This is a genomic window from Aromatoleum aromaticum EbN1 (genome assembly GCF_000025965.1).
Lineage (GTDB): Bacteria > Pseudomonadota > Gammaproteobacteria > Burkholderiales > Rhodocyclaceae > Aromatoleum > Aromatoleum aromaticum.
This window is the reverse complement of the sequence record NC_006513.1, coordinates 4,059,127-4,078,274: the sequence shown is the minus strand read 5'-3', so window position 1 is coordinate 4,078,274 and position 19,148 is coordinate 4,059,127. Positions and strand designations below refer to the sequence as shown.

The 19,148-nt window shown below is 66.0% G+C and carries 19 protein-coding genes and 2 tRNA genes; 13 read left to right on the top strand and 8 right to left on the bottom strand.

The window, feature by feature from the left end:
* Nucleotides 1-44: 44 nt before the first annotated feature.
* From EBN1_RS19435 to EBN1_RS19405, 7 genes are all read left to right on the top strand, one after another.
* Nucleotides 45-608 (top strand): hypothetical protein, encoded by a 564-nt coding sequence (locus EBN1_RS19435; protein WP_011239697.1) that lies wholly within the window; start codon nucleotides 45-47, stop codon nucleotides 606-608.
* Nucleotides 609-733: 125 nt separating this feature from the next.
* Entirely contained in the window at nucleotides 734-1,213 is a 480-nt protein-coding gene (locus EBN1_RS19430) for an MgtC/SapB family protein (protein ID WP_011239696.1), read from the top strand.
* A gap of 101 nt (nucleotides 1,214-1,314) precedes the next feature.
* Nucleotides 1,315-1,521, top strand: a complete 207-nt coding sequence (locus EBN1_RS19425) for a hypothetical protein (protein ID WP_011239695.1) — start codon at nucleotides 1,315-1,317, stop codon at nucleotides 1,519-1,521.
* 48 nt (nucleotides 1,522-1,569) lie between these two features.
* Nucleotides 1,570-2,799 (top strand): AfsR/SARP family transcriptional regulator, encoded by a 1,230-nt coding sequence (locus tag EBN1_RS19420; protein WP_011239694.1) that lies wholly within the window; start codon nucleotides 1,570-1,572, stop codon nucleotides 2,797-2,799.
* A 111-nt stretch (nucleotides 2,800-2,910) separates the two neighbouring features.
* Nucleotides 2,911-3,147: a CopG family ribbon-helix-helix protein gene (locus EBN1_RS19415; RefSeq protein ID WP_011239693.1), complete on the top strand. Its 237-nt coding sequence runs from the start codon at nucleotides 2,911-2,913 to the stop codon at nucleotides 3,145-3,147.
* Nucleotides 3,137-3,424, top strand: coding sequence for a type II toxin-antitoxin system RelE/ParE family toxin (locus EBN1_RS19410; RefSeq protein ID WP_041646609.1), 288 nt, complete (start codon nucleotides 3,137-3,139; stop codon nucleotides 3,422-3,424). The genes EBN1_RS19415 and EBN1_RS19410 overlap by 11 nt, the downstream gene beginning before the upstream one ends.
* Before the next feature lie 160 nt (nucleotides 3,425-3,584).
* Nucleotides 3,585-4,244 carry an FAD-binding oxidoreductase gene (locus tag EBN1_RS19405; protein ID WP_011239691.1) on the top strand — a complete coding sequence of 220 codons (660 nt, stop codon included), beginning with the start codon at nucleotides 3,585-3,587 and terminating at the stop codon, nucleotides 4,242-4,244.
* A 98-nt stretch (nucleotides 4,245-4,342) separates the two neighbouring features.
* Here the strand turns inward: EBN1_RS19405 and serA are convergent, their stop codons facing one another.
* The 3 genes from serA to EBN1_RS19390 all read right to left on the bottom strand — a co-directional run bounded on the left by serA (nucleotide 4,343) and on the right by EBN1_RS19390 (nucleotide 6,717).
* On the bottom strand, nucleotides 4,343-5,572 hold the full coding sequence (gene serA, locus EBN1_RS19400) for a phosphoglycerate dehydrogenase (protein ID WP_011239690.1): 1,230 nt from the start codon (nucleotides 5,570-5,572) through the stop codon (nucleotides 4,343-4,345).
* A gap of 70 nt (nucleotides 5,573-5,642) precedes the next feature.
* Nucleotides 5,643-6,143 carry a CinA family protein gene (locus EBN1_RS19395; protein ID WP_041647673.1) on the bottom strand — a complete coding sequence of 167 codons (501 nt, stop codon included), beginning with the start codon at nucleotides 6,141-6,143 and terminating at the stop codon, nucleotides 5,643-5,645.
* A gap of 88 nt (nucleotides 6,144-6,231) precedes the next feature.
* Nucleotides 6,232-6,717, bottom strand: a complete 486-nt coding sequence (locus EBN1_RS19390; RefSeq protein ID WP_011239688.1) for a hypothetical protein — start codon at nucleotides 6,715-6,717, stop codon at nucleotides 6,232-6,234.
* 95 nt (nucleotides 6,718-6,812) lie between these two features.
* On the opposite strand from EBN1_RS19390, the gene EBN1_RS19385 reads away from it, so the two are divergent.
* The 6 genes from EBN1_RS19385 to gltX all read left to right on the top strand — a co-directional run bounded on the left by EBN1_RS19385 (nucleotide 6,813) and on the right by gltX (nucleotide 11,034).
* Nucleotides 6,813-8,120, top strand: a complete 1,308-nt coding sequence (locus EBN1_RS19385; RefSeq protein ID WP_011239687.1) for an NAD(P)H-binding protein — start codon at nucleotides 6,813-6,815, stop codon at nucleotides 8,118-8,120.
* A complete protein-coding gene (locus EBN1_RS19380) occupies nucleotides 8,102-8,575 on the top strand; it encodes a DUF2269 family protein (RefSeq protein ID WP_011239686.1) in 474 nt (157 codons plus the stop codon). Before EBN1_RS19385 ends, EBN1_RS19380 begins: the two co-directional genes overlap by 19 nt.
* Nucleotides 8,576-8,754: 179 nt before the next feature.
* Complete coding sequence (locus EBN1_RS19375; protein WP_011239685.1) at nucleotides 8,755-9,225, top strand: hemerythrin domain-containing protein; 471 nt, start codon at nucleotides 8,755-8,757, stop codon at nucleotides 9,223-9,225.
* A gap of 96 nt (nucleotides 9,226-9,321) precedes the next feature.
* Nucleotides 9,322-9,396 (top strand) — tRNA-Val (locus EBN1_RS19370).
* Between the two features lie 28 nt (nucleotides 9,397-9,424).
* A tRNA-Val gene (locus EBN1_RS19365) sits at nucleotides 9,425-9,499 on the top strand.
* 137 nt (nucleotides 9,500-9,636) lie between these two features.
* On the top strand, nucleotides 9,637-11,034 hold the full coding sequence (gene gltX, locus EBN1_RS19360) for a glutamate--tRNA ligase (RefSeq protein ID WP_011239684.1): 1,398 nt from the start codon (nucleotides 9,637-9,639) through the stop codon (nucleotides 11,032-11,034).
* A gap of 219 nt (nucleotides 11,035-11,253) precedes the next feature.
* On the opposite strand, the gene EBN1_RS19355 is transcribed toward gltX, so the two are convergent.
* From EBN1_RS19355 to lysS, 5 genes are all read right to left on the bottom strand, one after another.
* Complete coding sequence (locus tag EBN1_RS19355) at nucleotides 11,254-11,874, bottom strand: phasin family protein (RefSeq protein ID WP_241762773.1); 621 nt, start codon at nucleotides 11,872-11,874, stop codon at nucleotides 11,254-11,256.
* A 199-nt stretch (nucleotides 11,875-12,073) separates the two neighbouring features.
* Nucleotides 12,074-12,721 carry a response regulator gene (locus tag EBN1_RS19350; RefSeq protein ID WP_011239682.1) on the bottom strand — a complete coding sequence of 216 codons (648 nt, stop codon included), beginning with the start codon at nucleotides 12,719-12,721 and terminating at the stop codon, nucleotides 12,074-12,076.
* Nucleotides 12,718-15,201, bottom strand: a complete 2,484-nt coding sequence (locus tag EBN1_RS19345; RefSeq protein WP_011239681.1) for a PAS domain-containing protein — start codon at nucleotides 15,199-15,201, stop codon at nucleotides 12,718-12,720. Before EBN1_RS19345 ends, EBN1_RS19350 begins: the two co-directional genes overlap by 4 nt.
* 450 nt (nucleotides 15,202-15,651) lie before the next feature.
* A complete protein-coding gene (mnmC, locus tag EBN1_RS19340) occupies nucleotides 15,652-17,565 on the bottom strand; it encodes a bifunctional tRNA (5-methylaminomethyl-2-thiouridine)(34)-methyltransferase MnmC2/FAD-dependent 5-carboxymethylaminomethyl-2-thiouridine(34) oxidoreductase MnmC1 (RefSeq protein ID WP_011239679.1) in 1,914 nt (637 codons plus the stop codon).
* Nucleotides 17,566-17,633: 68 nt separating this feature from the next.
* Nucleotides 17,634-19,142 (bottom strand): lysine--tRNA ligase, encoded by a 1,509-nt coding sequence (gene lysS, locus EBN1_RS19335; RefSeq protein ID WP_011239678.1) that lies wholly within the window; start codon nucleotides 19,140-19,142, stop codon nucleotides 17,634-17,636.
* Between the last annotated feature and the right edge of the window lie 6 nt (nucleotides 19,143-19,148).

Genomic DNA, 19,148 nt, shown 5'->3' with positions numbered 1-19,148 from the left:
GCGGCCCCAGCGCTTCCCCGAAACCCACCCCGGAGCAGCCCGACATGACGACACTGAATGAAGATGTGCCTGCCGCCCCCGGCGCCGGCAGCCATTACCTCACGCCTGCCGCCGCCCGCCGCGCGATCGCGCTGGCAGCGCCGATGATCGAGCACGCGATGCGCGACCGCAGCGTCGTCGGCAGCGGCTTTCTCCACGTCGTCGTCATGGACCCGTGCCGGCCGCCCGGCACCGCGTCGTTCGAGGAGGCGATCCTGCACGAGCACGCGTTCGGCGATCGCGCCGCGTGGGACGCCGACTACGCCGCGTTCGCCTGCGCCAAGGCGCGTCTGAGCTGGATGACCGGCAGGGACGGCCGAGTCGTGCAGCACCAGTTCCCGCACCTGCTGTGCACCGGCGACACGCTGCTCGCGGGGGGCGTGTGCCTCGACGGCATCGTCGTCGCCGCGAGCGGCGCGTTCCCGTGGTACGACGAGGTCTTCGCCGGCACCGTCGCGCTGTGCTTGCGGGCGCTGGCGCGGGAAGCGCGAGAGGCGGAGCGCGACACGCTGCAGCTGGCGCCACGTGCGCCCGAGCCGGAACCGCCGTCGCTGCTGCGGTCGCGTTGAGTCGTTGAATACGCGTTCGGGCGAGAACGGCCCGAGGCACTGCAATTGCTGGTTCATGCGTGGCACGTGCATGCGGGCTGCACTCATTCCCGGCGCCGCGCATCCGCGGGGCCATGGAGGCAGCCTTGGATACGATTCTCGCCGAACTCACTGCCGGGCTGGGGGGGTTCCATGAACTCGTCAGGCCGATGTTGCGCCTGATGGTCGCGCTGCTGTGCGGCGCCGTCATCGGCATGCAGCGCGAACGTGCGGGAAAGGCTGCCGGATTGCGCACGCATATCCTCGTCGCCGCCGGCTCGACGCTGTTCGTCATCGCGGCGGTGGAGGGAGGGATGGACAGTTCCGGCCTGTCGCGCGTCATCCAGGGGCTGGTCACCGGCATCGGTTTCCTCGGCGCGGGCGCGATCCTGAAGCGCGAAAGGGAAAACAACATCCGCGGGCTGACGACCGCCGCGGGGATATGGATGACGTCTGCGATCGGCGTGACGATCGGGCTGGGGCGCTTCGGCGTTGCGATCGCCGCGACCGTGATCACGTGGATCGTGCTTTCGGTACTGCGCCAGATCGAAATCTGGACCGACACTGAAGGGAACGAACGTCCCTGACCCCCGGCATCCGCCGGGTGTGGCCATGCAGTTGGAACCCCCCGGCCGACCGGGCGTCGTACGGGGACGCCCCTGATCGTATTCGACAAGGAGAAAACTCGATGACCGACACAGAACAGCAGCCGTGCACCGATCCTTCGGTGCATAAGCCGAAGGATTCGCATGTCGAGGATCTTATCGACGAGTCGAGCGAAGAAAGCTTCCCGGCGAGCGATCCGCCGGCCGTGTCGCCGAAGCGCGATCCGGTCGCGCCGAAGACCGGCGAAACTGGCGGGCGGGACGACAAGGGGAAGAACGAAAGCCCGTGAGCCGGGAAGGTCCGCGACCGGCCAAGGGACGGCAGCCAGAGGGCCCCTATGCCGAGTGACACGAGCGGCATCGGTGGCGAACGGCCGACGCGCTTACAGGTCCGACTGCTTGGTGCAGTCGAGATCATCCTGGACGGCCGGCGTCTTCGCGCCTTCAATTCGCTTCGCCTGCAACGGTTTCTGGGCTTGATCGCGTTGCGCCGCGACCCGCAGCATCGTTCACGACTCGCGTTCGAGCTCTGGCCCGACTCCGACGAAGCGCAGGCGCGCACGAACCTCGGAAAGCTGCTCCACGACTTCCGTCATGCCCTTCCGGACAGCGGCGAGTTCGTCGAGATCGACAACGAGCCGGTGCGGTGGATCGCGACCGGGCCGAGCGAGGTCGACGTGCTGAGGTTCCGGGATGCCGTGGCGGCCGGCGATTTCGAGCTCGCCGCGCGCCTCTATGGGGGCGATCTCCTTCCCGCCTGTTATGACGACTGTGTCGTTGATGAGCGAGCGACACTTCGCGCCGAGGCATATCGGGTCCTCGTGCGGCTGACCGAAGAGGCCGCGAGGCGCAACGACCACCAGGCTGCGCTCAGGCATACCCAACGCATCATCGGTCTGGAGCCGACCGACGAAGCGGCCGTTCGATTTCAGATGGCAGCACACCTCGCGCTTGGCGATCGAGCCGCGGCGCTGCGCGCCTACCACCGCTATGCGGAGGTGCTCGAGCGCGAGCTCGGGGTGGCACCGGGCGAGGGGATCGGGTCCCGTCATCGACCTGCTCCGATCGTCGGTACGGTCCGCTGGGAGGAGATCCCATCGCATCATCCCCTCGTCGGACTCGTCGACGCCCTGGGCCACGACCAGGCAGTGACCACCGTGCCACTCGACCGACTCGACGAAGCCACCACTGCGACGCTCGCGGCACGACTCTGGCGCGAGACCGAAGGCAATCCACTCTTCGTCATCGAAGCTGTTCGCGCCGGGATCTCGTCGGACGGAAGTGAGGCCGTGCTCACCCCGACGATGCGGGCGGTGCTGCTCGCCCGGGCGCGCGGCATGCTCGGCGAGTTCCGCCCGGTACGCGCCGCCACACGCGAGGCGCTCTCGTGGACACAGCGCTGCAGCCAGCGCTATCTCGAGGCCGAGCTGTGGCGCCTCGACGGCGAGCTGGCCTGTCGCAGCGGGGAAAGGGAAGCCGCCGCCGCTTCGCTGCGCCGTGCCGTCGAGATCGCCCGCCCGCAAGGGGCTGGCTGGCTGGAGCTTCGCGCGCTGCGATCACCGGCTTGAGCGCCTTGTCGTGCTCGATCCGGGCCGTGCCCGATGTGTTTTTCAAAGTGCTTTTCTCACAATTTTTCGTGCTAGCGTTCAGTTGTGTACATGGCAACACAAGGTACGACGATGGAAACCACGACACTGACCTTGCGCATTCCGGCGGAGATGAAGGAACAGCTCGACAGACTGGCTGACGCGACCCACCGCTCCAAGTCTTACCTGGCTGGCGAAGCCATTCGGCAATATCTTGAACTTGAGAGCTGGCAAATCGGTGAAATACAACAGGCGCTCAAGGAAGCGGATGGCAATGATTTCGCATCCGACGATGAAGTCGATGCGGTCATGAGGAAGTATGCCGGTTAAGTGGCTGCGCCGTGCTCTGGAGAACCTCGACGACGAAGCGGCCTACATCGCGGAAGACAACCCGCGCGTGGCGGCGGAGTTCGTTCGGCACATGCGAAACAGTGCCGCAATGCTCGCGGATCACCCCAATAGGGGGCGCCCGGGCCGCATTACCGGAACGAGGGAACTTGTCGTGACCCGTTTCCCGTACATCCTTCCTTATCGCGTGCGAGGCGGTACCGTGGAAGTTCTGCGCGTCTTCCATACTGCCCGAAAATGGCCCAGGCGGATCAACTGACCGCCCTTTGCCAAAACCGGGTCCGGGCCGCAGCGTGCAGTCGGCTTTCATGCTTCGGCGAGCGTCCGCTATGGAGAACTAATCCGAGCAGGTCGGGAACGCTTCCGGAACGCCCGAGGGCGCATCTTCTGCGCACCTTGGTGAAACGGAGGAGCACGCCATGAGCGACACGATCAAGACACTGACCGAAGCGGTACGCGGTCGCGTCATCACCCCTGCCGATTCCGACTACGACGACGCGCGCGCCGTCTACAACGCCACGCACGACCACAGGCCCCGCGCCGTGATCCAGTGCACGGACGCAGCCGACGTGATGGCCGTGGTCCATGCCGCCCGCGGTGTCGGTCTCTCCATCGACAGCCTGCTGTCGGCCGACGTCGTGCTCGCCGATGGCCGGCAGGTCACTGTGAGCGACTACCAGCACGAAGACCTGTTCTGGGCCTTGCGCGGCGGCGGCAACTTCGGCGTCGTCACCAGCTTCGAGTTTCAGCTCCACGAGGTCGGCGACATCGTCGGCGGGCCGCTGTTCTACGAGTTCGACGATGCCGCTGCAGTGCTGCAGTGCTACCGCGAGCTCATCGCGACGGCGCCCGAGCAGCTCGGCTGCTTTTTCGGCTGGCACATTGCGCCGCCGCTGCCGTTCATCCCCACTCGGGCGGCGAGGGGGGGCTACGTCAACTTCATGTCCGGCGACGACGATCACCGTGCGCCGGCAAACTATGGCGCCAACTACGAGCGGCTCGCGGCGGTGAAGGCGGCCTATGACCCGGACAACCTCTTCCACCTCAACCAGAACATCGCTCCGGCGAAGGGACGCTGAGCATCGCGGCGTTCATTCAGTACGAAAAACCCCAGATCGTTATCGACGTCTGGGGGGCCGGGATGCTGGCGCTCGCGTTTTACTGATGCGACGGAAACTCAGCAGATCAGTCGGCAGCGTATCGTCCCGTCGATCGCGTTGAGTTCGTCGAACGCCACCTGACGCGCTTCGGCGTCGACGTCGATGACGACGTAGCCGACGTGCTGGGTCGTCTGCAGGTACTGCGCGACGATGTTGAGCCCGGCTTTCGAAATCCGCTCGTTGATGCGCGCGAGCATGCCCGGCACGTTGTGGTGGATGTGCATCACGCGGCACTGGCCTTCGTGCGCGGGCAGCGACACTTCGGGGAAATTCACTGCAGAAACTGTCGATCCGTTGTTCGCATAGCGGGCGAGCTTGGCGGCGACCTCGCGGCCGATGTTCGCCTGCGCTTCGGCCGTCGAGCCGCCGATGTGCGGCGTCAGGATGACGTTGTCGAAGCGCAGCAGCGGCGAGACGAAAGGCTCGTCGTTGGACTTCGGTTCGGCCGGGAACACGTCGATTGCCGCACCGAGCACATGGCCGGAGCCGAGCGCATCGGCGAGGGCGTCGATATCGACGACCGTGCCGCGCGACGCGTTGATGAGGAAACTGCCCGGCTTCATCGCGGCGAGGCGGGCCGCGTCCATCATGTTCCGCGTCGCCGGGGTTTCGGGGACGTGCAGGCTGACGACGTCCGACGCTGCCAGCAGGTCTTCGAGGGACCCCAGCTGATGCGCGTTGCCGAGCGACAGCTTGGCCTCGATGTCGTGGTACACGACTTTCATGCCGAAGTGCTCGGCGAGCACGCCGACCTGCGTGCCGATATGGCCATAGCCGACGATGCCGAGCGTCTTGCCGCGGATCTCCCACGAATTGCTCGCGCTTTTCATCCATCCGCCACGATGCAGCAGCGCGTTTTTCTCCGGAATGCCGCGCATCAGCATGACGATCTCGGCGAGCACCAGCTCGGCGACGCTGCGGGTATTCGAGAACGGCGCGTTGAATACCGGGATGCCGAGCAGCGCCGCGGCCTCGAGGTCGACCTGGTTCGTGCCGATGCAGAAGCAGCCGATGCCGAGCAATTTCGGCGCGTGCGTCAGCACTTCCTCGGTGAGCCGGGTGCGCGAGCGGATGCCGACGAAATCCGCGTCGGCGACCGCGTGGATGAGGTCGTCGCCGGTCAGTGCACCGGGACGCGCATCAACGCGCGAATAGCCGCTCGTGCCGAGCGTCTCGACCGCAGTGGCATGAATGCCTTCGAGCAGCACGAACCTGAAATCGAAGTGGTGCAGTGGTGAATTTTGCATGATCGGGCCTCCCGCCGTCCGGTGAATGCTCGCCGAGCCCGCCTCGCGTCGGCAAGCCCTGCAGCGGGGCTCAGGACGATTCGTGCAGGCGGGCGAAATAATACGGTACGCGCATCAGCGCATAGTGTGCGCCCGCATCCCTGACTTCGTTGCGACCGCCGGAAAAACGATGCGTTTCGCTGAATATCGCCGAACCGTCGTCGTTTTGGCCGGTGCGGAACGCCCACGCGAAGCACTGGGTTCCGGGCGGAGTTTCATCGTCGACTGCTTCGGCCACTCCGGTATTCGAGATCGCGAGGTTCGCGGCGCTTTTTTCCAGCGCTCCTTCAGCCATTTCGCGCGCGACCTCTTCGCTCGTCAGGTTGAAGCGCTCGATCGTCTCCCGCTTCACGCCGAGGCACTGCTCCTTCGCTTCGCACGAATAGACCACGTAAGCACAGTCGAGCAGCGCGCCGGCGCCCGGGACGTCCGCCAGGCGTGCCGCGATCAACCCCGCGGTGCAGGATTCGGCAGTCACCAGCACGAGGCCGTTCTGCTTCATGAATGCTGCAATATCTTCGATCGGTTCCATCTTCATCATGTATCCCGTTGTCGCACGGCTCCGCGTCGTACCCCGGTCGAGCAATTGCGGTGCCTCGCCAAGCGCCACGGAATGCCGGTTATCGACGCCGCCGGTCGCTGTGCTGCATTTCGATGATGGACGGCAACGCTAGGCCCAGCGCGAACGCGAGATAGACCACGGTCAGCGATTCCGGACTCAGGCGGCGTTCGAACCCGGGCGTCAGCCGTTCCGGCGTCAGACGCAGATCGACAAAGCATGCGGCGGCCGACACGCCGAGTGCGGTGGCGATCGTGCGCAATGGACCGCTCCGCGATCCGGCGCGGGCGATGCGTTCCTCGAACAGCAGCGCCCACAGGATCGACATCGCGTGGTGGATGCCGGCGCCCGGGAGCGTATATCGCAGGGAAGGTTCCTGCTGGCCCAGCGCGACGCTGCGCCAGATCCAGTGACTGACCGCATTGACCGGCGCGAACACGCTGCGACAGTCGCGCTGGCCGCCGCAGGCGAGCGCGACCAGCGAGACGATCCCCGCACCGCTTCCGGAAACAAGGGCGCGGCGCAGCACGCGCAGCCAGTCGATCATTGTTCGCTCCGTCAGTCTGGATAATGGAGAAGGGCGGGAGCCCGGCTTTGTGCCAGGCGCATGCAAGCGCGAAGCCCGCGTGCAGGAGAAGCACGATGAACATCCTGATCACCGGCGGAACCGGATTCCTCGGCAGCCATTTCGCCACCCGCTTCGCACGCGAAGGCCACCGGCTGACCCTTGCCGTGCGCGACCCGGCCAGCGCCCGCACCCGCTCGACCGCCGGCGCGTTCGACTATGCTGCAATCGATTTCAGGCGCGCGACGCGCAGCGCCGACTGGCTGCCGATGCTCGGCGGAATCGACGTCGTCATCAACGCGGTCGGCATTCTGCGTGAAAGCGGGGGGCAGACGTTCGACCTGCTGCATCGGCAGGCGCCGGCGGCGCTGTTCTCGGCGTGCGCGCAAGCCGGCGTGAAGCGGGTGATCCAGATTTCCGCGCTCGGTGCGGACGAGCATGCGCAAAGCGGCTACCACCTGAGCAAGCGCGCCGCCGACGAAGTGCTGCTCGGGCTGCCCGTTGCGGCCGCGATCGTGCAGCCTTCGCTGGTGTATGGGGCCGGCGGCACGAGCGCGCGGCTTTTCGGCGTGCTCGCGTCGCTGCCGCTGATCCCGCTGCCGGGACGCGGCGACCAGCGGGTGCAGCCGGTGCATATCGACGATCTGGTCGAACTCGTCGTGCGGCTGGTCGACGGCGAGCTGCCGGACAACCCGCGCATCGCCGCAGTCGGCCCGCATGCGCTGACGCTGCGCGAGTTTCTCGCGGCGCTGCGCCAGGCGCTCGGCATCGCGCGTCCGCCCCATTTCATCCCGGTGCCCGATGTGCTGACCGACAGTGCGGCAAAAGTCGCCTCGATGCTGCCCGGCGCGCTGCTCGACGTCGAGGCGCTTGCGATGCTGCGGCGGGGCAACACTGCCGACCCGTCGATGATGCGCCGGCTGCTTGGCCGCGAGCCGCGCGGGGTCGAGGACTTCATCCCGCGTCGCGAGGCCGGCGCGGCGCGCCTCGGCGTGCAGCTGCAATGGCTGCTGCCGGTGCTGCGGGCGAGCCTTGCGTTCGTCTGGATCCTGACCGGCATCGTCTCGCTCGGCGTCTTCCCGGTCGCCGAGAGCCATGCGCTGCTCGCGCGGGCCGGCGTGCCGGAAGCGCTGCGTTCGGCGGCACTGTACGGCGCCGCGCTGCTCGACCTCGCGCTTGGCGTGCTGATGCTTGCCGGGCGAGGGCGCGCAGCGGTGCTCGTCGTGCAGGCGGGCCTGATCCTCGCCTATACCGCGATCATCAGCTGGAAGCTCCCCGAGTTCTGGCTCCACCCGTATGGCCCGGTATCGAAGAACCTGCCGATGCTTGCCGCAATCTGGCTGCTGTACGAACTGGAATCGCACCGGTGGAATACCAGTACCTGATCGTCAAGTGGGTGCACATCCTGTCGTCGACGGTGCTGTTCGGCACCGGCATCGGCAGCGCGTTCTACCTGCTGCGCGCGAGCCTCGAACGCAATCCGCTCGTCGCCGCGTCGGTCACGCGCAGCGTCGTCGTCGGCGACTGGCTGTTCACCGGCACTACCGTCGTGCTGCAGCCGCTGACCGGATTCTGGCTGACCGCGCTGGCCGACGTCCCGCTCGACAGCCGCTGGATTGCCTGGTCGCTCGTGCTGTACGTGCTCGCGGTCGCGTGCTGGCTTCCCGTCGTCGTGATCCAGATCCGCCTGCGTGACGTCGCCGTCGAAGCGGCGGAAAACGCTCGTCCGCTGCTCCCGCCCCGCTACTGGCGACTGTTCCGCGCGTGGTTCGCGCTCGGCGTGCCGGCATTTCTTGCATTCGTCGGTATCTTTTACCTCATGGTCGCCAAGCCGATATGACATTGACCGGACGCCGGCAGCCTTCCGCTGCCGCGGGACCGGCCCTTGCTCCATCGGCTGCGGATCGTTCCCGGGCCAGTGGCGCAAGGGGACCGATCCGGGCTTTCGGTGACGACCTTCCGGGTCGATCCCGCCGCGGTCTTCGCGGCCGCTTCATCAATCCGATCGAGGAGAACAGCATGAACAAGTCGAGCCTGCCCACCGGTCTCAAGGACGCCCTCGGCGCCCTGCTCGAGGATCACCGCAAGGTCAACAAGCTCTTCGGCGACTTCGAAAAGGCGAAGACGAGCGAGGAGAAAGCCGGGATCGCCCGCACCGTCTGTAATGAACTGACGGTCCACGCAACGCTCGAGGAAGAGCTGTTCTATCCCGCGGTGCGGGAAATCGACCCCGGGAAGTTCGGCGATCTGCTCGACGAGGCGAAAGTCGAGCACGCCGCCGCGAAGGACCTGATCGCGCAGATCGAGTCGATGGGCCCTGACGACGAACTGTTCGATGCCAAAGTCACGGTGCTCGGCGAATATGTCAAACACCATGTGAAAGAGGAAGAAGAGGAGCTGTTTCCGAAACTCGTCGAGGAAAAATGCGACCTGCGCCCGATTGCCGAGAAAATGGAGGCACGCCGTCCGACGCTGTCGAAGGCAGCATAGCCAGGGTCCGGGGCGGCAGGACAGGGGCCCGATTTGCCGTGATTGTCGCCTTGACGCGGCAGGGGGCTCCTTCTACAATTCGCGCTCTTCGCCGACGGGCGGTTAGCTCAGCGGTAGAGCACTGCCTTCACACGGCAGGGGTCACTGGTTCGATCCCAGTACCGCCCACCAGTTTCCGGCGAAGACACCGCAGCCCCCGGGGCGGTTAGCTCAGCGGTAGAGCACTGCCTTCACACGGCAGGGGTCACTGGTTCGATCCCAGTACCGCCCACCAGACACGACCCTGAAGCTGCCCGGCTTCGGGGTTTTTGTTTTTATGCCTCCGCCCGCCGTAGTCCCGTCACGACAGGGGACGTCCGGGCGAAGGCGTAGAATCCAGAACTTTCGACCCGGCTCCGCGCCCCTATCCCCATGGCTTCCAACGTTCGCACCCGTTTCGCCCCGAGCCCGACCGGCTATCTCCATATCGGCGGAGCGCGTACCGCCCTGTTCTCGTGGGCATTCGCCCGCCGGCATGGCGGAACCTTCATCCTGCGTATCGAGGACACCGACGTCGCGCGCTCGACGCCCGCAGCGGTGCAGGCGATCCTCGACGGCATGAGCTGGCTCGGGCTCGACGCCGACGAAGGGCCGTTCTACCAGATGCAGCGCATGGACCGCTACAAGGCGGTGATCCGCGAGATGCTCGCCGCCGGCAGCGCCTACCACTGCTATGCATCCACGGAGGAACTCGACCGCATGCGCGAAGAGCAGCGCGCGCGCGGCGAAAAGCCGCGTTATGACGGGCGCTGGCGACCGGAGCCGGGCAAGGTGCTGCCCGCGATGCCCGCGGGCGTCGAGCCGGTCGTGCGCTTCCGCAATCCGGTGGAGGGCGTCGTCGCGTGGGACGACCTCGTGAAAGGGCGCATCGAGATTGCGAATGCCGAACTCGACGACCTCGTCATCGCGCGCGCAGACGGCACGCCAACCTACAATTTCTGCGTCGTCGTCGATGACTGCGACATGGGCATCACGCACGTGATCCGCGGCGACGACCATGTGAACAACACGCCGCGCCAGATCAACATCCTGCGAGCCCTCGGCGCGGAAGTGCCGCTGTACGCGCACCTGTCGATGATCCTCGGCGACGACGGCACGAAGCTGTCGAAGCGCCACGGTGCGGTCAGCGTGATGCAGTACTTCGATGACGGCTATCTGCCGGAGGCGGTCATCAACTATCTCGCGCGTCTCGGGTGGAGTCATGGCGACGACGAAATCTTCACGCGCGAACAGTTCGTCACCTGGTTCGATCTCGACCACATCACTCCTTCGGCTGCGCAGTTCAACACCGAGAAGCTCAACTGGCTCAATGCGCACTACATCAAGCACAGCGACGACGCCCGGCTCGCCGCGGATGTCGCCAGCCGGCTCGCGCGGCGCGGCGTCGACCCGGAAGCCGGGCCGCGCCTCGAATCGGTCGTCGCGCTGTACAAGGAGCGGGTCGCGAACCTGAACGAGCTCGCGGATGCCGCTGAACTTTACTGCGTCGCAGTCCACCCGTCCGATGAGCTGCTCGCACAGCACCTGACCGACGCAGGCAGGGCGGCGCTGGCAAGCCTGAAAGCGCGTCTTGCCGACGTGGCATGGGAAAAACCGGGGCTGAACCAGGCGATCAAGGACACGATGGCCGAGCACAGCCTGAAAATGCCGCAGGTCGCGATTCCGCTGCGCGTCGCCACGCTCGGGGTCGCCCAGACACCGGCGATCGACGCCGTGCTCGAAGTTCTGGGGCGTGAACGGGTGCTGATGCGAATCGGCCGCTACATCTGAGCGGAGCGGTCGACTGCAGGATCCTCCTGCTCCGGCCGCAGGGCAGGGCGCCCTCCCGGCCCCTTCCCTTACCGACACCGGCAGGCGCAGGCGCAGGCGCGAAACGAAAAAATCCCCGCGCACCTGGACGGTTTCGCGGGGAGGGGGTCATTTCGTACCCAACCCGGGGGTTCCCCGGGACTTGCGGAGGATTTCTTTCCGCTTTCCGGCTGCTGCCGGTCAGGCGACCTTGCGCGTCTGCTTCGTTGTTGCAGTCACGATGGGCTGCAGGGCGTTGCTGGCCGCAGCGAGGTTCGATTCAGTGACGTCGCGAGTCGTCTTGATCATGTTCTCATACGTGGCGCTGGCATTGCTCATCGCGGTCTTCATCGCGGCGACGATGTCGGCCGCGCCGGTCGGGCCCGTTTTGGCAACGCTGTCGAGCAGCTCGTGCATCGATTCCGACACTTCGTTCAGGCGCTGCGTATTGAGCTCCGCGATCTCGCTCTGGGTCTTGGCGCAAACGTCGTTGAAGCTGCGGAAGTATTCCGCGGCCTGTTCGAACATCTTGCCTTGCGTACCCATGCGCGCCGCGATCTGGTCGCGCATGTCATTGCTCGCCGTCAACGGGGCGGCGTTCGCCGTCGCGGTGCTGCACAGCGTGCGGGCCGTCTCGATGTTGAGCGCGACGAGCCGCTCCGACGCATTCAGGACGATGTCGGCGAACGACTGGAAAGCCTGGAGGTTGCCGTTTGCTGCCTGCGTCAGTTTCTGTACGGAAGGAAGAGTATTCATGTTTTGAGTTCCTGAAAACATATTCATTCTGATCTCGCCGAAGCGAGCTTCGTTGCCCGGCGTCAAATTTTTCGGGAAACCGGCGCCCTTCTTTCCGCACCTGGCCCTCCGTCAATCTCGAGGGTCGAGGGTCGAGTTCGAATGCATAAAACGACGATCGCTCCGGGCAGAAGGAATGCTACTTGCTGACCCAGTTTGGGGATATACGGAGATCGGCGTGTTTGGCGTCCCCGAAAGCCGGTAATCTGCGCAAAACAACCTCCAGTCAGCCCGAAACGGTCGTTATCCCGCTGCGAATCGCGTATTTCGTCAGTTCGGCGACGCTGTGCAGATCGAGCTTGCGCATGATGTTGCGGCGGTGCACCTCGACGGTCGACGGCGCCAGGTGCAAGCGGTCGGCGATGCGGGTGGAGGTGTAGCCCTCGGCGATCAGCTGCAGCACCTGGCGCTCGCGCGCAGTGATGCGCGGCGCCGAGATGTCCTTGGGCGCGTTGTCGAGCAGGGCGTTGGTGACCGTCGCGGCGACGTCGGGGCAGAGGTAGGTCTTGGATTGCTGCACGGTGTGGATCGCGCGCAACAACTCTTCGCCGGCCTCGGCCTTGGTTACGTAGCCGGTCGCGCCGGCGTTGAGCAGGTCGAGCACGAACTGGCGGTCGGAGAATGCCGAGAGCCCGATCACGCGCACGTGCGGGCGGATCGCGAGCAGGCGGCGCGTCGCCTCGATGCCGTTCATCCCCGGCATGCCGATATCGACACACGCGATATCGACCGGCTGGTGGCTGATGAGGTCGATCAGTTCGTCGCCGTTGCTCGCTTCGCCGACAATGCGGATTCCCGGCTCCTTCTCGAGCATGGCGCGCAGCGCGTGACGAAACATCTGGTGGTCGTCGGCCAGTACGATGCGGATCGTCATAAGGTCCCCGGTTCTGCCTGGAACAGGCGGTCGCTGGCGCGTCGCGAAGGATGCTGGCGTGTTTTCCATAGGGTGTTCAGGGCATGAAGGTCGAAGGTCACGGTGATTTCCGTTCCGGATTCAGGGTTTGATGTGATGGTGAAGCGGCCGCCCGCGAACTCCGCCCGTTCCTTCATCGTGATCAGTCCGAGGCCGGGCTTGGAACCGCTTTCGCCCAGCAGGCAGGAGTCGAAGCCGACTCCGTCGTCGGAAATCTTCAGGATGAGGGCGTCGTCGGTCTCCGCCAGCTGGAGGTGAATCGTTCCCGCATCGGCATGCTTGGCGCAGTTCGTCAGCGCTTCTTGGGCGATGCGGAACAGCAGTGACTGAACGTTCGGCAGAAGCTGGGTTTTCAGAGGTGCCAGATCGAGGCGTACCGCGGTGCCGGTCCTGCGCGTGAATTGTTGCGCGTAATCCTGCAGCGCCGGGATCAGGCCGGCGTAATCCAGCGTCGCCGGGCGAAGGTTCGTGCAGATCTCCCGAATGCCGGTGGCGGTGTCGAGCAGGAGGGCCTGGGCGTCACCGAGCATCGGTTCGAACTCGGCCAGTACCGACGCCGGCAGCGCGCACGCGAGGTTCGACAGCGTCAGCTGCAGCGCAGCGAGGTTCGGGCTCGCACGGTCATGGAGTTCCCCGGCGAGTTTGCGTCGTTCGTTTTCCTGCACGTCGACCATGTGCCGCGACAGTTCGGCGAGGCGCGCTTCATGTGCGACGCGCTCGATCTCGAGCTGCTTGCGCGCCGAGTTGTCCGACAACATCGTGCGAGTCGCGACGAAATGGCCGGCAGCATCGAGGATCGCCGTCGAGTCGACCTGCACCGGCAGCCTCGATCCGTTGCTGCGGATCAGCTCGAGTTCCAGGCTCTGCAAGCGGCCGCTTTCCTTCAGGCGCCGGAACTGGTCCAGAAAGATCGGCTGGCTGTCGGGACTCAGGATGTCGATCATCCTCATCCTGTCGACGACCTCCTCGCGCGTGTAGCCGAGCCAGTCCAGCGCAGTGTCGTTGATGCGGATGATGACGCCGTCGGCGTCGATCGACTGGTAGCCGCACGGCGCGTTCTGGTAGAGGTCCTCGATTTCGAGCGTCTTGCGGCGAAGCTGCTGTTCGGCGAGCTTGCGCTCGGTGATGTCCTGGACGGTGCCGAACAGCTTGTACACGCGCCCGTCGGCGTCCTTCAGCGGGACGATCTGGGTCGCATGGTGGTGCACCGCGCCGGACGGAAGGATGATCGTCTGTTCGAGTTCGCAGCGCTCGCCGATGTTCATCGCATCGCGGAAGCAGGTGCGGGTGTGTTCACGCGTGTCCGGCTCATAGTAGGCGAGGGCTTCGTCGAGGTCTGGCGCGCCCATTTCCAGCGAGCGTCCGAAGAGATGGAAGAGTTCAGGCGACCACGTCATCGCGCCGCTTTCGCGGTCCAGTTCCCAGTCGCCGATCCGGCCGACCGCCTGCGCTTCCTGCAGGCGGGCCTCGCTTGCCCGCAACGCCGCTTCGGTCTGGCAGCGCAGCGCCTCGCGGTCGAAATGGTCGAGCGCAAAGGAAACGTTGTCCGCCATCTCTTCGAGCAGCGCGACTGATTCGTCGTCGAAACGATGCGCCTTGCCGCCGTAGACGTTGAGCGTGCCGAACAGCGCGCCGTTGCGCTGCAGTGGCAGGGAAACGAGGCATGCCAGACCGTGAGCGGCTGCGGCGGCATGCCACGCAGCGAGGTTGGGATCCGCCGCGATGTCCGGCACGATCGACGCCACCAGGTCGCGGTCTGCCGGGTCGGCAGGGGCGTAACGCTCCATGTTGCCGGGACTCACCGCTGTCCTGATGCCATCCACGTAGGAGGCGGCCGGGCCTGCGGCCTCGACCGGGATGATGTAACCGCTCAGCGGATCGTGAAGCCCGATCCACGCGAGCTTGAAACCGCAGTGGCGGACGCAGGCGTCGCACACTGCGCGATACACCTCCTCCGGCCCCGAACTGCGCATCACCGCCTTGTTGGTGTCGGAGATCGCACCGTAAAGCTGGGAAAGGCGCAGCGCCCGAGCGCTCGAAAGCTGTTTTCCGATAGCGTCGAACTGGCCCATCAACGCGATCGACGGCTCGAGGCCGAAATGTTCGGCAACCCGTTCGAGATCGAACTCGGCGCTGTGCCCCCTGTTCGACTCGTCGGCAAGGATCCCGAGCACATGACTCGCCTTGCCCGCCGCGGCTTCCCTGACCGCGCGCTTGATGTTCAGCGCGCCGATCCCCCATTTCTCCCATCCCGGAGCCGACCATAGCGGCTTTCCGAGGATTTCGTCCGCCGGGACGTCGAAGAACGCAACGAGGCTCCGGTTTGCCCGCAGCACCGTACCGTCGCAGCTCAGCAGGCCGAGCATCTGGTCGGTGCTGTCGACGAGGGCGGCGTCTACATTTGCGGGAGCGATCCGTGCCGCCCGATTATTCCCGGTCATCAAGTACCCACTTTTCGAACGGTTGTGCGGCGTCGGTTACAGGAGAGGTCGACTCGTCTTTCGCCGCTCATCTCGCACACTCTCGTCGCATCGACCGCGCTCGGCCGCACGGGCGCGTTCGCGCTTCATGCTTCCGGTGCGGTCAAACGAAATAAATGCCGATTTCAGGGAAACCCGCAGTGTGGGCATCCGGGATCCGGTTGTCTCCTCCACCCGAATCGGTCCGACCCGCAGGCCGGTCATCATGCGGCTCGATAATCCCATCGCCCGACCTTCATCCGGACATCATGATTCCGGTGTGCGATGCCGCCTGTACCGGCAGCTCGGGAAATCGGCCTGCTGTTTTTTTAATAGCTTCAAGCCGTGCGATCTTACGCAAGGGGGGAGGGGGTGCAAATACCGTAAAGCGTGTACATGAGCCGGCAAAAGGTGCCCCATGATAAATGCAAATTACCCCTCCCGGGTCATGCCGCGCGCCGGCCGCAGCAGATAACGGGCGGGGTCGAGGGCGTCGACGAGCTCGCGCTCGAGCGGCAGCGGTTCGCCTGCGATGTGGCTGGCGAGCAACTCGGCGGCAAGGCTCGCCCACACCAGGCCGCGCGCGCCGAAGCCGGCGACCGCATACAGCCCGGGGTGGCGGGGAATCTGCGCCAGCGGCGTGGCCCGGTCGGCGCGCAGGACGGCGGGAACTTCCCCCACCATTGGCAGGCGGTCGGGGGACGCGGGACGGAAACCGACGCGCCCCGCGAGAGCCGCGGTGTCGACCGCCGCAGCGTAGCCGGGAAGGATGAATTCGAGTTTCGCGAGGTTTTCGCGCTGGTCCGCGTCGCGCAGCGCCGGCTCGTCGTCGTCGACCGAGAACGTCGCTCCTGCGCTGCGTACGCCGTCGAGCGCCGGGGCGACGTAACCGAGCCGGCATACCACGACGTTCGGCGGGCTGCCGGCCGCGGCGGGAAAATGCGTCACCTGGCCGCGCGCGCTGCGCACCGGAAGCGCCGCCGCCTGCGGTACGGCGCGGATGCCGACGCCGTTCGCAAGCACGGCGACCGGGGCGCTGGCGATCGCCTTGCCGTCGGCGTCGAACGCGGTCCAGCCATCGGCGCTCGCTTCGAGCCGCTGCATCGCACGTCCGAAGTGACAGCGGATGAGGTCGGGATGCGTCATCAGGTTCGCTGCGCAAAGGCTCGGCGGAGAGACCCACGCTCCCTGCGGAAACCACCAGCCGCCCACCGGCAGCGGCCAGCCGGCGAGCGTCGAGGCTTCGTCGCGCTCGACGAAACGCAGGTAGTCGGACGGCGGACGATGGGCTTCGACGACGCGGCGCTGCTTGTCTTCATGGACCGGGTCGCGCGCGAGATGCAGCACTCCGCACGCGTCCCAGCGCACCGGCAGGCCGGCTTCGGTCAGCTGGCGCAGGTGATGCAGGCCGTACAGTGCGCCGGCGCGTGTGATGCGCGCCAGCCGGTTGTCGTCGAGGCTCGGCAGCGGGCGCAGCACACCGGTCAGGTTGCCGGACGCGCCTTCGCCGGGCCCGTCTGCCGCGTCGATGACGTCGACATGCCAGCCACGTGCCGCGAGCCGTTCGGCGGTGCTGCTGCCGGCGAGCCCGGCCCCGATCACCAGCGCATGCCTCGCAGCCGCGGCCGCTGGCGCCGGCCCTGTGCCGACGTCGCGGTGACGCCCCCGGCACATCTGGCGCTTGCCGTCGAAGCCGGGCGCTTTTTCGCAGTCGAAGCCGGCCGCGGCCAGTGCCCGGCGCACGTCGCCCGACACCGACCAGGTCGCGAGCGTTGCACCGGATGCCGCCAGCCGGCCGAGTTCTGCGAGCAGCGCGGCGGACCACAGTTCCGGGTTGCAGGCCGGCGAGAAACCGTCGAGAAAGAACGCGTCGGCACCGCATTCGAGCCGGGGCAGCAGTTCGCGTGCGTCGCCGAACAGCAGCGTCAGCACGACGCGGCCGCGATTCAGATGCAGGCGGTGCATGCCGGGCGTCAGCGTCGGCCAGTGGTCCGCCAGTTCGGCAGCCAGCGGCGCGAGCTCCGGCCAGCGCGCGTGCAAGGTCGCGAGGTCTTCCCGCGTGAACGGATGGCGTTCGACCGAGACGAAATGCAGGCGCTCGCAACGCTTTGGATCGGCTCGCCACGCGTCCCAGGTGGCCAGAAAGTTCAGCCCGAAACCGAAGCCGGTTTCAAGGATCGCGAAATGCTCGCGGCCCTGCCAGCGCGCCGGCAGGCCATTGCCGGCGATGAAGACGAAGCGCGCCTGTTCGAGCCCGCCGCCACGCGCATGATAAACGTCGCCGAAGGCCGCCGAGCAGGGCGTGCCGTCGTCGGTGAAAGCCAGGCGGGCGGGGTCGATCGGCATGGGTACAGCCTCGGAAACGACAAGGCGCCTTGCGGCGCCCGGGTGACGATGGGGCGGAGCGGCCGGGATCACTCCGTCCGCATCTGCGGGAACAGGATCACGTCGCGGATGCTCGGGCTGTCGGTCAGCAGCATCACGAGGCGGTCGATGCCGATGCCGCAGCCGCCGGTCGGGGGCAGGCCATATTCGAGCGCGCGGATGTAGTCGGCGTCGTAGAACATCGCCTCCTCGTCGCCGGCTTCCTTCGCCTTGACCTGCTCGAGGAAGCGCGCGGCCTGGTCTTCCGGGTCGTTCAGCTCGGAGAAGCCGTTGGCGATCTCGCGCCCGACGATGAAGAGTTCGAAACGTTCGGTGATCTCCGGGTTCGCGTCGTTGCGGCGCGCGAGCGGCGACACTTCGGCGGGGTAGTCGATGATGAACGTCGGCTCCCACAGCTCGGCTTCGGTGGTCTCCTCGAACAGCATCAGCTGCAGCGTGCCGAGGCCCGCGTCGTCGCGCAGCTTCGCCTTGAGGTCGGTCAGCTTCGCGCGCAGCCAGGCTTCGTCGTTCAACTGCGCGATCGAAAAGCCTGGGTGGAACTGGTGGATCGCCTCGACGATCGTCAGCCGCGCGAACGGCTTCGACAGGTCGAGCTCGCGACCCTGGTAGACGAACACTTCGGTGCCGAGCGCTTCGCGAGCGGCCTGGCGCAGCAGCCCTTCGGTGAAGTTCATCAGGCTCTTGTAGTTCGCGTAGGCCTCGTAGAACTCCATCATCGTGAATTCGGGATTGTGGCGCGGGGAGAGGCCTTCGTTGCGGAAGTTGCGGTTCACCTCGAAGACTTTCTCGAAGCCGCCGACGACGAGGCGCTTGAGATACAGCTCCGGCGCGATGCGCAGGAACAGCTCCATGTCGAGCGCGTTGTGGTGCGTCGTGAAGGGCTTCGCCGCGGCCCCCCCCGGGATCGGGTGCATCATCGGCGTCTCGACTTCGAGGAAGCCGTGGCTGACCATGTAGTTGCGGATCGACTGCACCATGCGGCTGCGCGCGACGAACGTGAAGCGCGTCTGCTCGTTCATGATCAGGTCGAGGTGGCGCTGGCGGTATTTCTGCTCGACGTCGGTCAGGCCGTGGAACTTGTCGGGGAGCGGGCGCAGGCTTTTCGTCAGCAGGCGGATGTCAGTGCATTTCACCGACAGCTCGCCGGTGCGCGTCTTGAACAGCGTGCCGACGGCGCCGACGATGTCGCCGATGTCCCAGTGCTTGAAGTCGGCGTAGACGTCCTCGCCGACCGCGTCGCGCGTGACGTACAGCTGGATCTGTCCGGAGAGATCCTGGATCGTCATGAAGCTCGCCTTGCCCATCACGCGTTTGAGCATGATGCGCCCGGCCACTTTCACTTCGACCGGCGTCGCGTCGAGCTCCTGCGACTCCTTTTCTCCGTAGATCTCATCGAGTTTGCCGGCGATGTTCTCGCGCGAGAAATCGTTCGGGAAAGCTCGGCCGCCGGCACGCCACGCGGCCAGCTTTTCACGCCGCTCGGAAATGATGTGATTCTCGTCCTGCGAGGCGGCGGGAGTGTTGTTCTGGTCGCTCATGAATCG

Coding starts and splice junctions, on each gene's coding strand:
- EBN1_RS19435 (WP_011239697.1), top strand. CDS start 45: ATGACGACACTGAATGAAGATGTGCCTGCCGCCCCCGGCGCCGGCAGC.
- EBN1_RS19420 (WP_011239694.1), top strand. CDS start 1,570: ATGCCGAGTGACACGAGCGGCATCGGTGGCGAACGGCCGACGCGCTTA.
- EBN1_RS19375 (WP_011239685.1), top strand. CDS start 8,755: ATGAACAAGTCGAGCCTGCCCACCGGTCTCAAGGACGCCCTCGGCGCC.
- EBN1_RS19350 (WP_011239682.1), bottom strand. CDS start 12,721: ATGACGATCCGCATCGTACTGGCCGACGACCACCAGATGTTTCGTCAC.
- EBN1_RS19410 (WP_041646609.1), top strand. CDS start 3,137: ATGCCGGTTAAGTGGCTGCGCCGTGCTCTGGAGAACCTCGACGACGAA.
- EBN1_RS19345 (WP_011239681.1), bottom strand. CDS start 15,201: ATGACCGGGAATAATCGGGCGGCACGGATCGCTCCCGCAAATGTAGAC.
- EBN1_RS19395 (WP_041647673.1), bottom strand. CDS start 6,143: ATGGAACCGATCGAAGATATTGCAGCATTCATGAAGCAGAACGGCCTC.
- serA (WP_011239690.1), bottom strand. CDS start 5,572: ATGCAAAATTCACCACTGCACCACTTCGATTTCAGGTTCGTGCTGCTC.
- EBN1_RS19405 (WP_011239691.1), top strand. CDS start 3,585: ATGAGCGACACGATCAAGACACTGACCGAAGCGGTACGCGGTCGCGTC.
- gltX (WP_011239684.1), top strand. CDS start 9,637: ATGGCTTCCAACGTTCGCACCCGTTTCGCCCCGAGCCCGACCGGCTAT.
- EBN1_RS19425 (WP_011239695.1), top strand. CDS start 1,315: ATGACCGACACAGAACAGCAGCCGTGCACCGATCCTTCGGTGCATAAG.
- mnmC (WP_011239679.1), bottom strand. CDS start 17,565: ATGCCGATCGACCCCGCCCGCCTGGCTTTCACCGACGACGGCACGCCC.
- EBN1_RS19415 (WP_011239693.1), top strand. CDS start 2,911: ATGGAAACCACGACACTGACCTTGCGCATTCCGGCGGAGATGAAGGAA.
- EBN1_RS19385 (WP_011239687.1), top strand. CDS start 6,813: ATGAACATCCTGATCACCGGCGGAACCGGATTCCTCGGCAGCCATTTC.
- lysS (WP_011239678.1), bottom strand. CDS start 19,142: ATGAGCGACCAGAACAACACTCCCGCCGCCTCGCAGGACGAGAATCAC.
- EBN1_RS19390 (WP_011239688.1), bottom strand. CDS start 6,717: ATGATCGACTGGCTGCGCGTGCTGCGCCGCGCCCTTGTTTCCGGAAGC.